Here is a 14,236-nt window from a genome sequence, read left to right on the forward strand (position 1 = left end):
GCTCTGGGCGCTGCTGCGCGACGGCCGGAAGTTCACCCCGACCGCGCCACAACCCGCTACCGCAGCGGCTTGACACGATCATTCAGATTCCTTCGCGAACTTTCCGAACGCTGGACTGCCGGGTTCCAGCAGCCGTCCGTCGAACAACGAACCCACGCGCATCGGCTCGAAACCGATGCGGGACAGGAACTCCGACACGACCTCCAAAGCCGCGGGGGAGTCACCGGCCACACCTACGGCGTGCCCAGCCGGCGGTTCCATGTCCTGGTAGGCGATGTGGTTGAGGGTTTTGACGACGTCCGCGCCGGCCAGCCGCCGGGCGACCTCCTCGCTCGTTCCCTGGGGCTCCTCGGCGGGCGGCCAGTGGTTCATCGCGTCGATGACGACCTTGCCCGCGAACAGGGCCGGCTCGAGCGTCGCGAACCGGTGCCACGGGATCGCCAGCACCACGAGATCGGCGTCCGCGACGGCGTCCGAGGCGGATAGCGGCACCGCGCCCGGCGCGAGGAACTCGGTGATCATCTCGATCCGCGACGGGTCACCGGAGCCCGCGATGGCGACCGGGTAGCCCGCCGCCAGTGCGAGGCGCGCGATGACGGGACCGACGTGGCCCGCACCGAGAACAGCGATCTTCACAGCACACCCGACCTGGTTGGTTGACGTGTCATCCAAGCATAACCGGACCAGCCCCCGTTTATTCCGGAGGGGTGACGTACCAGAACGCCGTCACTCGACGCTAGCGACGGACTACTCAGCGTCCCTACGGTGAGGGACGTGTCCAACGAGCCGTCCCGCCGCAGCTTCCTGTCCGCCTCCGCCGCCGCAGCGCTCACGTTCGGGCAGCTCAAAGCCGATCCCGCCCACGCGAGCGACCAGATCCGGCCGTTCCGCGTACGGATCCCGGAACGCGACGTGGCCGAGATGCGCCGCCGCGTCCTGCAGACCCGCTGGCCCGACGCGGAGACCGTCACCGACCTGTCCCAGGGCGCGCCGCAGCGGACCGTGAAAGCCCTCGCCCGCTACTGGGCGCACGACTACGTCTGGCGCACCACCGAAGCCAAGCTCAACGCGCTGCCGCAGTTCATGACCGAGATCGACGGCCTGGACATCCACTTCCTCCACGTCCGCTCGAAGCACGAGAACGCGATGCCGCTGCTGGTCTCGCACGGCTGGCCGGGCTCGGTCATCGAACAACTGAAGATCATCGGACCGCTGACCGACCCGACCGCCCACGGCGGCCAGGCCTCGGACGCCTTCCACCTCGTCATCCCGTCGATGCCCGGCTACGGCTTCTCCGGCAAACCCACGACGACCGGCTGGGGCCCCGACCACATCGCCCGTGCGTGGATCGAGCTGATGAAACGCCTCGGCTACGACCGCTACGTCGCGCAGGGCGGCGACTGGGGCGCGCTGATCGTGGATCTCATGGCGTTGCAGAAGCCCGCCGGACTGCTCGGCGTGCACACGAACCTGCCCGGCGCCGTGCCCGTCGACATCGACAACGCCGCTCGCGCCGGTGGCCCGCAGCCGCCCGGACTGCAGGGCGACGAGCTCAAGGCGTGGCAGGACGTGCTCTTCCGGTACGCCAAGGGGCAGAACTACGCGCGGATCATGGGCACCCGCCCGCAGACGCTGCGGGCGTTCGCGGACTCCCCGGTCGGGCTGGCCTCGTTCATGATCGACCACAACCTCGCGAGCCTCGCGCTGATCGCCAGGGCGTTCGACGGCCACCGCGAAAGCCTGAGCCGGCAGGACATCGTCGAGAACATCTCGCTGTACTGGCTGACGAACACGGCGATCTCGTCGGCTCGGTTGTACTGGGAGAGCAAGTACTCGGTGATCGCGGCCAAGGGCGTCACGCTGCCGGTCGCGGTGAGCGTGTTCCCCGAGGAGGTCTACCAGGCGCCGCGCAGCTGGGCCGAGCGCGCGTATCCGAACCTGATCCACTACAACCGCGTCGCCGCGGGCGGGCACTTCGCGGCCTGGGAGCAGCCGCAGATCCTCGCCGAGGAGCTGCGAGCGGGATTCCGGCCGCTGCGCTAGCTTTCGGGCCATGTGGGACGCGGGTGACGCCTACGAGCGGTACGTCGGCCGGTGGAGCAGGCCGGTCGCGGTGGAGTTCCTGCGGTGGCTGGACGTGCCACCGGGCCGCACCTGGCTCGACGTCGGCTGCGGTACCGGCGCGCTGACCGAGACGGTGCTGGACCACGCCCAGCCGGAGTCGATCACGGGCGTCGACCCGTCCGCCGGCTTCCTCGACCTCGCGCGGCAACGGGTGCCCGGCGCGACGTTCGAGGTCGGCAGCGCGGTCGATCTGGGGGAGCGTCAGGCCGACGTCGTGGTGAGCGGGCTCGTGCTGACGTTCGTGCCCGACGTCGCGCGCGCGATCGCCGAGTTCGCTCGCGTCGGCTCGTACGTGGGATCCTATCTGTGGGACTACACGAGCGGTATGCAGATGATGCGCCTGTTCTGGGACGCCGCCCGCGACATCGACCCGGCCGCGGAGTCCCAGGACGAAGGGCTGCGATTCGGCGGCGTGAGCGACCCCGACCCGTTGCGCTCGTTCTGGATCGGCGCCGGACTGCGCGACGTCGAGGTGACCGGCATCGTCGTGCCCACGGTGTTCCGCGACTTCGACGACTTCTGGGAACCGTTCGAGGGCGGTACGGGCGCCGCGCCCGCCTATGCCGCGACGCTGCCCGTGGAGCAGCGCGACGAGATCCGTGACCTGCTCCGCTCTCGTCTTCCGGAAGCAGGCCCGATCGAGTTGACCGCCAGGGCGTGGGCGGTCAGAGGTTCGCGCTGAGGAACTGCCGCAGGTACGGGTTCACGTCGGCGGCGTGCGTGAGGCTCAGGAAGTGCGCGCCGCCCTCGACGACGACCAGTTCGGCCTTCGGCAGCGCGGCCACGAGCGCCTCGGCCTTCGCGACGGGGTACGCCAGATCCGCCGTGCCGTGCAGGACGAGCGCGGGAACGGTGATCTCGCCGACGCGGTCCAGCACGCCGTCGCGGCTGACCAGGGCGTTCGCGATCAGCCGCAGCCGCTCCGGCTCGACCGCGCTCCACTTCGGCGTCCACTCCGAGGCGTCGTAGTCGCCCAGGCAGATCTTGGCGGTGGCCTCGATCACCGTCTCCGGCCCCTGCGCGATCCACACCTCGGTGAGCTGGTTGTAGGCGGCGGCGATCTGCTCGTCCTCGACCTCGCCGGAGGTGCCCAGTACCGCGAGCGCCGCCACCCGTTCCGGCGCCAGCAACGCCATCCGCAGCGCAACGAAACCGCCCTGGCTCGTGCCGATGACGGCGGCGCGGCCGACGTCCAGGTGGTCCAGGACCGCGAGCACGTCCCCGGCGACGTCCCAGTAGTCGAACGGCGCGTTCGCGGGCGTCTCGCCGTGGCCGCGCTCGTCGACCGCGATCAGCCGGTAGTCCTGCCCGAACGCCGCGACCTGCGGCGCCCACATCGTGACGTCCATGAGGAAGCTGTGCAGCAGCACGACCGCGGGGCCGTCACCGCCGTGGTCCACGTAGGACACCAGCTGCCCGTCGCCCGTCGTCACCGTCGCCATCGCCGGCACACCTCATCTCGCGTTCCCGCATTGTGGATCATCAGCGCCACCTGCCCTGTTCGTTCTACCCTGCCGGGATGCGACAACTGATCAGGGGCGCGGTGCTGCTCCTGCTGCTGTTGATCGTGGTCCCCGCACCGGCGACCGCGCAACAACAACCCGTGGTCAAGGTCGGCACCGAGGGCACCTATCCGCCGTTCTCGTTCCACGACCCCCAGACCTCCGAGCTGACCGGCTACGACATCGAGGTGATCAAGGCGGTCGCCGCGAAGGCCGGGTGGCGGCTGGAGTTCGTCGAGACGCAGTGGGACGCGATCTTCCCCGCGCTGGACTCCGGACGGATCGACCTGATCGCCAACCAGGTGTCGCTCAACCCGGAACGCCAGGCGAAGTACGGGTTGTCGATCCCGTACACGTACTCGCGCGGCGTGATCGTCCGCCGCACGGGCGACACCCGCATCAAGTCGATCTCGGACCTCAACGGCAAGACCACCGCGCAGTCCAGCACCAGCAACTGGGCCAAGGTCGCCCGCGACGCCGGTGCCCGCGTGGAGGCCGTCGAAGGCTTCGCCCAGGCCGCCGCGTTGCTGCAGCAGGGCCGGGTCGACGCGATCGTGAACGACAACATCGCCGTGCTCGACTACCTCGCCACCACCGGCTCGAAGGACGTCGAGATCGCGGGTGACGCGGGTCAGGCGGGCAGCCAGCAGGTCCTGGCGCTGCGCAAGACCGATGCTTCATTGCTGACGCAGGCGAACCAGGCGATCGACGCGTTGAAGGCGGACGGGACTCTGCGCGGCATCTCGCAGAAGTACTTCAAGGCCGATGTGTCCGTTGAAAACGGTGGTGCCGCGGACCTGTCCCAGGGGCGTGGTCCGCGCAGCACCTGGGACGTCATCCGCTCCACCGCGTGGCCCATGTTCGTGGGCCTGGTGAAGGTGACGATCCCGCTGACCGCGCTGTCGTTCGCCATCGGGCTGGTGCTGGCGCTTCTCGTTGCCCTGGCCCGAATTTCGTCCTATCGGGTTCTCTCGGGTCTGGCCCGGGGGTTCATCTCGATCATCCGCGGCACGCCGTTGCTGCTGCAGCTGTTCATCGTCTTCTACGGCCTGCCGCAGGTGGGCCTGAAGTTCCCGCCGTTCACCGCCGCCGTCGTCGCGTTCTCGCTGAACGTCGCGGGCTACGCCGCCGAGGTCGTCCGCTCGGCGATCCTGGCCGTGCCGCGCGGCCAGTTCGAGGCGGCGGCGACCATCGGCCTGAACTACCCGCAGACCCTGCGCCGCATCATCCTGCCCCAGGCCGCCCGCACCGCCGTGCCACCGCTGTCCAACACGCTGCTGTCGCTGCTGAAGGACACCTCGCTGGGTTCCGTGGTGCTGCTGACCGAACTCTTCCGCGAGTCACAGCTGGCAGCGGCCGAGAGCAACGAGTTCCTGGCGTTGTACTCGTTCGCGGGGCTCTACTACTGGCTGATCTGCGTGGCGCTGTCCGCCGGGCAGAAACGACTGGAGACCAGGCTGAACAGGTACGTGATCGCATGACCGACATCCGCATCGAGGTCTCCGGCCTGCACAAGTCCTTCGGCTCCCTGGACGTGCTGCGCGGCATCGACTTCTCGGTTCCGCGCGGCACCTCGACCGCGCTGCTGGGCCCGTCCGGCTCCGGCAAGACGACCGTGCTGCGCTCGCTGAACGTCCTCGACACGCCTGATTCCGGTGTCGTCCGGATCGACGACGTCTCCGTCGATTTCGCTGCTCTGCCCGCGGACAAGGCAGGACGTGCTGTTGCTCAACGGCTGCGCGGGCAGAGCGGCATGGTCTTCCAGTCGCACAACCTGTTCCCGCACCGCACGGTCCTCGAGAACCTGACCGAGGGCCCGGTCGTCGCGCAGAAACGTCCGGTCGACGAGGTGGTCGCCGAGGCGCGGGTCCTGCTCGACCAGGTCGGCCTGGCAGATCGGGCCGACTCGTACCCGTACCAGCTTTCCGGCGGGCAGCAGCAGCGTGTCGGCATCGCCCGTGCGCTGGCGTTGAAGCCGCGCGTGGTGCTGTTCGACGAGCCGACGTCCGCGCTGGACCCGGAACTGGTGGGGGAGGTGCTGGCGGTGATCAAGGATCTGGCCTCGCAGGGCTGGACCATGGTCATCGTGACGCACGAGATCCAGTTCGCCTCGAACGTGGCCGACCAGGTGCTGTTCCTCGACGGCGGCGTGATCGTGGAGAGCGGCCCGCCCGCGCAGGTGATCGGCGCCCCGCGAGAGGAACGCACGCAACGGTTCCTGCGCCGAATCCTGGACCACGGTTGACCCTGACGGAGCTCCCGTGGGACCCGCTGAGCCCGGCCGAGGTGGCCGGCCTGTTCGGCGGCGTTCAGTTCTGGGTGGCCGGTGGGTACGCGATCGAACTGGCGGTGGGCCGCCCGGTGCGGCCCCACGGCGACATCGACGTGTTGTTGTTGCGCCGCGACCAGTTTGCGGCGCAACGCGCGCTGGCCGGGTGGGAGTGGTGGGCGGCCGATCCGCCCGGAACGCTGCGCCCGTGGCGGCCCGGCGAGATCCTGCCGCCCGACGTTCACGACATCTGGTGCCGCACCGCCGATTCCTGGCAGGTGCAGGTGATGCTCGACGAATCCGACGGCGACGACTGGGTTTCGCGACGCAATCGACGCGTGCGCCGAAGGATCGAGACGATCGGGAACGTCAGTTCTTCCGGCATCCCGTACCTGGCTCCCGAGATCCAGCTCTTCTACAAGTCCCGATCGCCACGAGCAAAAGACGCCATTGATCTCCACGCGGCGTTACCGCTGCTCAGCGCCACGCAGCGACAGTGGCTGGCCGATGCGATCACCGAGACCGGCGGCTCGCACGCGTGGCTGGAAATGATTCTTGAGGATAGGCTCGCCTAATTCCCTTCGAATTGCGGGCCTTCTGCCGTGGTGGCATCGTCCGAATCACCGAACCTTTCCCACCACGGCAGGAGCGGACATGACCACCCTCGAGAACCCGGCGATGCCCGCCGTCCACGACTGCAGCGTGAGCGACTGCTCCTACAACCACGACGGCTGCCACGCGTTCGCGATCACCGTGCGCGGCGACAACGGCGCCGCCGACTGCGGCACGTTCATCCCGTTGAGCACCAAGGGCGGCCTCGACAAGGTCGTGGCACAGGTGGGTGCCTGTCTTCGCACCGACTGCACGCACAACGCCTCGCTGGAGTGCACGGCGCAGAGCGTGCGCATCGGGCCCGGCGCCGGCGACCACCACGCGAACTGCCTGACTTACGAGCCTCGCTAGACCTCTTCGTCCAAGCGGTCGACAGCCCGGCCCAACTCCCGCAGGCCGACGTTGACCGCGATGATCGCCACCGTGCCGGCCGCCGCCACGACGTGCAGCCCGGCGCCCGCCAGTGACCCCACCGCGGCCGCGCACCAGAGCGTGGCCGCGGTGTTGAGTCCGCGCACCGAGAGACCGTCGCGCAGGATCACGCCCGCGCCCAGGAAACCGATGCCGGACACCACCTGTGCGGCGACCCGCGTGGGGTCGCCCTGGCCGTCGAAGCCTTGTGCCGACAGCAGAACGAACAGCGCCGCGCCCACCGCCACGAGGGCGTTGGTGCGCAGGCCCGCCATGCGCGAGCGGTACTGCCGTTCGAAACCGATCAACGCGCCGAGGCCCATGCTCTCGGCAATGCGCAGTGTCATGTCGAAGACGTGCATCGTGTGACTCCCCTTGTGTGCAGGGGTGTGCGTCACACGCCAGAAACCGAAGCGTGTCCAAATAGGACGTGCGAGGTGAATGACCTGCGCGGGCTGCTGTCGCCTGGCATGTGTCGCTCACCTCGCTTTCTCGTGTCTGGTTGGTAAGACCGGCGGTCCACGTTAGTGAACCGGCTGTGAGACCTGGGTGAGAAGTCCTTCGACACCACGGAGAAAGGTGTCGCAGACCACCTCCGCGTCGGAGAGGCACCCTGCCGCCATGGCGCCGTCGCGCAGCATCACGAAGTGCCGGGCGGCCGGTTCGGCGGTGGCCTCCTGGATCTGGGTGAACAGCTCCGTCACGGTGTCGTGGAACCACTGGCGGTGTGCGAGCACGGCCTGATGCACCGGGTGGTCGGGCTCGGGGTACTCGGCGGCGGCGTTGAGGAAGGCGCAGCCGCGGAACTCGGGGGAGCGGATGCCCTGCGCGATGGCCCTGGCGAGTCCGCGCAGGGTGTCGGCGGGGTCATCCGCCCGGGCTTGCGCCGCCTGGGCGCGCATGGCCGCGTCGACCTCGTTCAGGTAGGCGACGACGAGCTCCTCCTTGCCCAGGAAGTGGCGGTAGAGGGTCGCGCGGGTGACCTGCGCCTGCTCGACGATGCGGTCGATGCCGACGGCGTGGATGCCCTCGGCGTAGAAGATCCGCAGGGCGGTGTTGAGCAGCCGGGACCGCGCTTCGGACGGCTTGGTCGGTTCGGTGCGCGCCATGGTGCCGATTCTAGTCGATAGAACGTTCGGTCTTGACGGGAAGCGTCCGACCCGTCACTCTCGAAAGAGGTAGAACGTTCGGTCTCTTTGAGAGGACCTCCATGACCGCCGTCGCTTCATCCACCGGCAACACCGCGCAGGCGCTGCGCAAGCTGTACCTCGTCCGGTTCGGGTTCGCCGTCGTCTGGGCCGCCCTGCTGGTCCTGACCAGCGCGAACCTGGGCCCCGTCGCCATCACCCTGCTGGTGCTGTACCCGCTGTTCGACGTGGCAGCGGCGGTGGTGGACGCCCGCTCGTCGCACGCCCCCGCGCTGTACGTGAACATCGCGATCAGCCTGCTCGCCGCGGTGGGCCTCGCCATCGCCGGTACCGCGGGCATCCTGGCGGTGCTGCGCGTGTGGGGTGCCTGGGCGATCGTCGCGGGCCTGGTGCAGCTGTTCGTGGCCGTGAGCCGCCGCCGGATGGGCGGCCAGTGGCCGATGATCCTCAGCGGCGGCATCTCGGTGCTGGCCGGCTCGTCGTTCGTCGTCATGGCGTCCGCCGAACACCCGACGCTGGCGAACCTCGCTGGTTACGCCACCATCGGCGGCATCTTCTTCCTGGTCTCGGCACTGCGGCTGCGGCGCTCGGTCTAGGCCGATCGCCGAGGTGGGTCAACGGGCTCGGGCGCCATTGAGGAGAATGTCCCCGACGGCCCGTCCCAGCTCCAGGAGGATTGTTGATCCACAAGTTCTCGGTTCGCTCCGCAGGCACCGCGGAGCCCGACATCCGTGAGCTAGGCCGATCGTGGGAGCTCGACGACCTCGACGTGTGGCGCGACTACTACGTCGAGTTCGAGGGAGCGCCGGAGCCGTCGGCACTGACCGAGGTGGCCGCGGTGCTCGGCGACCAGCTCGACGTCGAGGTCGTCCTGGACCAGCCGCTGGAGCCGGGTGACGTGCAGGTCGCCTACAAGCGCGGCGTGGTCGACAACGAGAGCGACTCGATCATCACCGTGTGCGCCCTGCTCGGCGTCAAGGCGCGCGCGGGCAAGGTCGCGACCAGCTACCGGTCGGCGTCGCCCCGGCTGCGCGACCTGGTCGCCTCGACGCGGTTCAACGCGACGATCGAAGAGCTGCACGACGAGGAACCGCGCTACGACACGCTCGTGCCGCAGGGGCACTACGAGTCGGCCGCGCAGTACGACCTGCGCGGGCTCGACGACGCCGCCCTCACCGAGCTGGGCGTGGCCGGCGGCCGCAACCTCTCGCTCGCCCAGATGAAGCACGTCCAGCACGTGCAGCGGACGCTCGGCGACGAGTTCGTCACCGACGTCCTGCTGGAGGCACTGGACGCGCGCTGGAGCGACCACTGCGCGCACACCACGTGGAAGTCGCTGGGCAGCCTGCTCGGCCGCCTGATCCAGGCGGCGAAGGACGTCGACAACCCGAACGTGCTGAGCATGTTCCACGACAACGCGGGCGTCTGGGACTTCTACGACGGCCACGCGATCGCGATCAAGGCCGAGACGCACAACGGCCCGTCGGCGATCTCCGGCTACTTCGGCCAGCTGACCAAGCTGGGCGGCGTGTTGCGCGACATCCTCGGCACTGGCTTGTCCGCCGACCCGATCGGCAGCTTCGAGTACACGGCGATCGGCGAGCCCGAGGCGCCCGCGCCGATCAAGGGCCGGCCGGACGCGCGACGGCTCGCCGGCGAGACGATCCGGGCGATCAAGGAGTACGGCAACACGTTCGGCGTGCCGATGATGTCGTCGCGCATGACGTTCCACCCCTCCTACCGCGCCAAGCCGTTCGCGCTCGGTGGCAGCATCGGCCTGCTGCCGGTGTCCGCGGCCCAGCGCGGCACCCCTCGTCCGGGTGACTTCGTCGTGCTGATCGGCGGCCTGACCGGCAACGAGGGCATCCACGGCGCGTCCGCCAGTTCCGCGGGCGCCACGATGGACACCGCCGCGGTGCAGATCGGCGCGCCGCTGGAGCAGGTCAAGTTCCGCAAGGCGCTGATCGAGCTGCGCGAGGCGGGCTGCATGAGCGCGCTGACCGACGTCGGTGGCGCGGGCCTGAACAGCGCCGTCGGTGAGATCGGCGAGGCGTGCGGGGTGTGGATCAACACCGCGCTGGTGCCGTTGAAGACCGCGGCGCTGCCGATGTGGCGGATCCTGCTGTCGGAGTCGCAGGAACGCATGCTGCTCGCCGTGCCGCCTGAGCACCAGGAGCGCGCGAAGAAGATCCTCGACCGGCACATGGTGCGGTCGACGGTCATCGGCCGGTTCGCGGACACGGGCCGCTACCACGTGTTCCACGCCCCGGACCTGACCGAGGAGGCGCTGATCGCGGGCGCACCGGACGCCGTGCCCGCGCACCAGGGTGAACTCGGCTTCGACGTCGCGTACGACCTGCTGGACATCGAGGTCGAACGGTTCGAGGTCGGCCCGCCGCCGCGTCCGGCCGACGTGGTGGAGTGGCCGGAGCTCGCGCCCACGCAGCTCGCCGGGCTGCTGGAGGAGGTCGTCGCCGACGCGGAGGTGGCGTCGCAGCACCACGCCGACTCGCAGTACGACTCCACGGTCCAGGGCAACACCTGGTACGGCCCGCACTACGGCACCGTGAACTCGGTCCGCACGGCCTACTGGGCGGGCACCCCGGTCTCGGGTTCGCCCGCCGCCGCCGTCGTGAACACCGCGTTCAACCCGTGGATGTTCGAGGCGGACCCGGTCGCCGCCACGCGCCAGATGTTCTGCTCGGTGCTCGCGGGCCAGGTGCTCGCCGGCGTCGCGGTGAAGGACGTCTGCATGTGCGACAACTTCTACACCCCGCACCTGTCGCCGCACTGGCGCGAGTGGCTGGTCGGCATGGTCGACGAGCTCGCGGTGCTGGTCCGCCACTTCGGCGTGCCGCTCATCTCGGGCAAGGACTCCTCGGCCGGCTCCGTGCACACCGAGGAGGGGCTCGTCAGCGTGCCGCCCGCGGTGTTCCTGAGCGCGCTGGGCAAGGTGCCGCACACCGACCGGCTGCTGCGCGAGCAGTGGACCACGCCGGGCAACGTGCTCGTGCGCGTCGGTCTGGCCACCTCGTCGCCGGTCGGCACGGTGGCCGCGCGCAAGCTCGGCCTGCCGTCCGGTGGGCTGGACGACCTGGCACTGTCCGATGTGGACAGCTACCTGACCGCGCTCGCCGCGAGCAGGAACCTGTTGCGCAGCGGTGCCCGCATCGGCGCCGGCGGCGTCGCGGCCACGCTCGCCCAGGGCGCGCTGGCCAGCGGCATCGGCGTGAGGCTGGAGTCCGCGACCACGGAGTCGCTCTTCGCCGAGCACCGCGTCGGCGCTGTCGTCGAGGTCGCCCCCGGTGACGTCGCCGCCCTGCCCGCCGAGCTCGCCCCGGTCGTCCTCGGCACGCTCGAAGGCACGCTGGAGGGCACCGGAATCGTGCTCGACGGCATCGACCTGTTCGCCCCGGCCGCGCGCGACGGCTGGCTCAACTCGTTCACGGCGAGGATCGCATGAAGCCGACCGTCAACGTCCTGTACCTGCCCGGCACGAACTGCCAGGAGGAGACCGTCCGAGCGTTCGCCGAGGTGGGTGCGACCCCTCGCATGAGGTTCGCGGCCGACCTTCTCGCCGGCGACGAGCGGCTCGACGACGCCGACATCCTCTGCATCCCAGGCGGGTTCTCGTTCGGCGACCACCTCGGCGCGGGTGCCGTGGCGGGTGCGTTGCTGCGCAGTCATCTCGCGGACCAGTTCGAGGCGTGCCGCACGCGCCCGTTGATCGGCATCTGCAACGGCTTCCAGATCGCGGTGCGAGGCGGCTGCTTCGGCAAGGTGGGCCTGAAGGTCAACAGCGCCGGCACGTTCCGCAACGAGGAGAACCAGCGCCACGTCGTCGACACCGACAACGACAGCCCGTGGCTCACGGGCCTGGGCGGCCAGACCCTCTCCTTCCCGTGCGCGCACGGCGAGGGCCGCTTCGACCCCGGCAGCGAGACCGCCGGGTACCGCGTCGCGCTGCGGTACGAGAAGGACTCCAACCCGGACGGGTCGTTCGAGGACGTCGCGGGCATCACGAGCCTGGACGGACTGGCGTTCGGGCTGATGGACCACCCGGAACGGGCCGTGGACCGCGAGGTTCGGCTCGCGTTCTTCGAGAACGGCGTGCGCGCGGTCCGCTGACATGGTTGGTGGGACCGGGCCGCGAGGTCCGGTCCCACCGTCCCGTTCGGGGTCGAGTGCGCCTGGATGGACCGCGGACTAGGGCTTCCACCCGTGGGACTGGGCGAGCGTGACCGACGTGTGCTCCGGCTAGTACGGCCCCACCAGCCGGTATCCGGGCCACAGTTCGGCCCACGGCGCCCGTGGACCGCGGCACACCGAGATGGACCGGCCCTGCTCCCTGGTGTCCAGCCCGTGCCCGTTGTCGATGCGTGCCACCGCGGTGCACTCGCGGAAGTCGCGACCCAGCCGGTCGTCGTCCGCGGCCACGGTGATCACGACGTCGGCCGTGTCGGGCGGCGGTCCCCAGGTGTACAGCTCGTTGTGTCCACTGTAGACCTGGGGGAGCGGGTGTTCGGCGCGCATCCAGTTCAACGCGCCCGCTTCGCCGAAGTTCCGGGTCAGCACCACGGCGCGTGATCGTTCGTCGGCGGGCAGTGCGGCGTAGGCGTCGGCGACCTGTCCGGCCAGCCGCTGCCAGCCGATGGTCTCCGTCGTCAGGCTCGTCATGGGGAACCGCGCGAACATCCGTTCCGGCGCCACCGGCAGGATCATTACCACCTGCAGCAGGGCGAACACCGACATCACCGCCACCGCCGCCGGCCAGCGCGTCCGGGACTGGGCGAACCACCGGTCCGCGACCACGCACCCGGCGGCCATCAGCGGCACCAGGTAGCCCTCGGTGTAGTCGATGCCGCTGGGCGCGACGGCGAGCACCAGGACCGTGCCGGCGAGGTAGGCCGCCGCGAGTGCCCGCGCCGGGTGCCACTCGGGGCGGCGCAGCAGACCGGCCAGGCCCGCCACCAGGATCGGGGCCACGGCCGGACCGATCAGGAACGCCACCTCGAGCGGCGACAGCAACCGGTCCGCCCAGTCGCCCTCGGCCAGCGACCGCGCCATGACGAGCTGCGGCCAGCCGTTGACGGCCTGGTAGACCAGGTTCGGCGCGCTGATCACCAGCATGAGCCCGGCGCCGGCCCACAACCACCGGCTGCGGAGTTCCCGGCGCGGGCCCACGAGCAGTAGCGCCACCAACAATGTCAGCGGCAGCAGGAGGATGACGTACTTGGCGTACGTGGCCGCGCCGCACGTCGCACCGGCGGCCAGCCACCACCGGCCGTCCCCGCGCAGCAGTGCCCGCAGTGCGAACAGCGCCACCGCGCACCAGGCGACGAGGTCGGGGCTGTTGGTCAGCAGGAAGTGCGCCGCGACGAGCACGGTCACCGACGTGCCGGCCGCGGCCGAGGCGAGAACCTGTGCGCGCCGCCCGCCGCCCAGTTCGGCGGCGACCAGCGCGGCGAGCACGACGACCGCCACGCCGCACAGCAGGGCCGCCAGCCGGATGCCCCACACGGTGTCGGCGAACAGCATCGAGGCCGCCTTCGCGAGCAGCGGTGTGAGCGGTGGCTGGTCGAAGTAGCCCCAGCGCGGCTCGTCGCCCAGCAGGCGGAAGTACAGCTCGTCGGCGGTGAGCCCGTAATTCCGGCGAACGGGAACACCAGGGCCGCGTGGAGCATCGCGACCACCGCCACCGCGCGTCCCGCCAGAGGTACGGCGCTGGTCCGCGCTGCCACGTTCTCCGCCGTCAACAACGGAATCGTCTCCCCCTCGCACGTCTCCGAGCACCGCGTTGGCGATGCTATCGACAAGATCGGCTCGGCCTGTTGCTCCGATCGGCAGCAAACACCTCGAGTTCTCCCGGCAGACATCCGCACGACCTATTTGGACTGAATGGTTCGGCATTTGGCGCAATGGCGTTCGGTTGGCGAAGAATTCCCTCGGTTGTATGTATTTAAAAGGGTGGTGGTGACTCGTCGGCCCTGGCGTAAGATAGTGGTCACTGGGTGTATTTGCGCGAGCGCGGCAAGTGATCATGGTGCTGTACTGCTGCGATAGGCGTATGTGCAGATTGTTGAAATTTATGGGACCGTGAATTGGGCTGTTCAGCGGATTCATGCCGGTCGCGGGCGTGGTTAATCTGCGTTTTGTCGCTGTGCGGCACG

13 protein-coding genes and 1 pseudogene are annotated in these 14,236 nt (G+C 69.6%); 9 read left to right on the forward strand and 5 right to left on the reverse strand.

Translation table 11 applies throughout. The features are described 5' to 3' along the window. Positions 1–78: 78 nt before the first annotated feature. The gene (locus tag ABZ345_RS40930; protein WP_359860355.1) at positions 79–636 is read right to left on the reverse strand and encodes an NAD(P)-binding domain-containing protein; all 558 of its coding nucleotides are present in this window, start codon (positions 634–636) and stop codon (positions 79–81) included. A gap of 138 nt (positions 637–774) precedes the next feature. Here ABZ345_RS40930 and ABZ345_RS40935 point away from each other — a divergent pair, with 138 nt between their 5' ends. Together ABZ345_RS40935 and ABZ345_RS40940 are read left to right on the forward strand one after the other, a co-directional pair. Continuing rightward, positions 775–2,043, forward strand: coding sequence for an epoxide hydrolase (locus ABZ345_RS40935; RefSeq protein ID WP_359860356.1), 1,269 nt, complete (start codon positions 775–777; stop codon positions 2,041–2,043). Between the two features lie 10 nt (positions 2,044–2,053). Then, positions 2,054–2,806, forward strand: a complete 753-nt coding sequence (locus ABZ345_RS40940) for a class I SAM-dependent methyltransferase (protein ID WP_359860357.1) — start codon at positions 2,054–2,056, stop codon at positions 2,804–2,806. Here the strand turns inward: ABZ345_RS40940 and ABZ345_RS40945 are convergent. Continuing rightward, positions 2,790–3,566 carry an alpha/beta fold hydrolase gene (locus tag ABZ345_RS40945; protein WP_359860358.1) on the reverse strand — a complete coding sequence of 259 codons (777 nt, stop codon included), beginning with the start codon at positions 3,564–3,566 and terminating at the stop codon, positions 2,790–2,792. The two genes, ABZ345_RS40940 and ABZ345_RS40945, sit on opposite strands and share 17 nt — an antisense overlap. Positions 3,567–3,643: 77 nt before the next feature. Between ABZ345_RS40945 and ABZ345_RS40950 the strand changes: the two genes are divergently transcribed. The 4 genes from ABZ345_RS40950 to ABZ345_RS40965 all read left to right on the forward strand — a co-directional run bounded on the left by ABZ345_RS40950 (position 3,644) and on the right by ABZ345_RS40965 (position 6,858). Further along, positions 3,644–5,107, forward strand: a complete 1,464-nt coding sequence (locus tag ABZ345_RS40950) for an ABC transporter substrate-binding protein/permease (protein ID WP_359860359.1) — start codon at positions 3,644–3,646, stop codon at positions 5,105–5,107. Then, on the forward strand, positions 5,104–5,871 hold the full coding sequence (locus ABZ345_RS40955) for an amino acid ABC transporter ATP-binding protein (protein WP_359860360.1): 768 nt from the start codon (positions 5,104–5,106) through the stop codon (positions 5,869–5,871). Before ABZ345_RS40950 ends, ABZ345_RS40955 begins: the two co-directional genes overlap by 4 nt. Continuing rightward, positions 5,868–6,470, forward strand: coding sequence for an amino acid transporter (locus ABZ345_RS40960; RefSeq protein ID WP_359860361.1), 603 nt, complete (start codon positions 5,868–5,870; stop codon positions 6,468–6,470). The genes ABZ345_RS40955 and ABZ345_RS40960 overlap by 4 nt, the downstream gene beginning before the upstream one ends. 79 nt (positions 6,471–6,549) lie before the next feature. Next, complete coding sequence (locus ABZ345_RS40965; RefSeq protein ID WP_359860362.1) at positions 6,550–6,858, forward strand: DUF1540 domain-containing protein; 309 nt, start codon at positions 6,550–6,552, stop codon at positions 6,856–6,858. Positions 6,859–6,872: 14 nt separating this feature from the next. On the opposite strand, the pseudogene ABZ345_RS40970 reads toward ABZ345_RS40965, so the two are convergent. Together ABZ345_RS40970 and ABZ345_RS40975 are read right to left on the reverse strand one after the other, a co-directional pair. Further along, a pseudogene (locus ABZ345_RS40970) lies at positions 6,873–7,280 on the reverse strand (MgtC/SapB family protein); the annotation flags it as partial. 162 nt (positions 7,281–7,442) lie between these two features. Beyond that, on the reverse strand, positions 7,443–8,027 hold the full coding sequence (locus ABZ345_RS40975) for a TetR/AcrR family transcriptional regulator (RefSeq protein ID WP_359860363.1): 585 nt from the start codon (positions 8,025–8,027) through the stop codon (positions 7,443–7,445). Between the two features lie 101 nt (positions 8,028–8,128). Between ABZ345_RS40975 and ABZ345_RS40980 the strand changes: the two genes are divergently transcribed. From ABZ345_RS40980 to ABZ345_RS40990, 3 genes are all read left to right on the forward strand, one after another. Beyond that, positions 8,129–8,662: a hypothetical protein gene (locus ABZ345_RS40980; RefSeq protein ID WP_359860364.1), complete on the forward strand. Its 534-nt coding sequence runs from the start codon at positions 8,129–8,131 to the stop codon at positions 8,660–8,662. Between the two features lie 83 nt (positions 8,663–8,745). Beyond that, entirely contained in the window at positions 8,746–11,529 is a 2,784-nt protein-coding gene (locus ABZ345_RS40985; protein WP_359860365.1) for an AIR synthase-related protein, read from the forward strand. After that, a complete protein-coding gene (locus ABZ345_RS40990; protein ID WP_359860366.1) occupies positions 11,526–12,194 on the forward strand; it encodes a phosphoribosylformylglycinamidine synthase subunit PurQ in 669 nt (222 codons plus the stop codon). Before ABZ345_RS40985 ends, ABZ345_RS40990 begins: the two co-directional genes overlap by 4 nt. Before the next feature lie 129 nt (positions 12,195–12,323). Here the strand turns inward: ABZ345_RS40990 and ABZ345_RS40995 are convergent, their stop codons facing one another. Then, positions 12,324–13,859 (reverse strand): glycosyltransferase family 39 protein, encoded by a 1,536-nt coding sequence (locus tag ABZ345_RS40995; protein ID WP_359860367.1) that lies wholly within the window; start codon positions 13,857–13,859, stop codon positions 12,324–12,326. Positions 13,860–14,236 lie beyond the last annotated feature (377 nt).

Source organism: Lentzea sp. NPDC005914, from assembly GCF_040629405.1.
Lineage (GTDB): Bacteria > Actinomycetota > Actinomycetes > Mycobacteriales > Pseudonocardiaceae > Lentzea.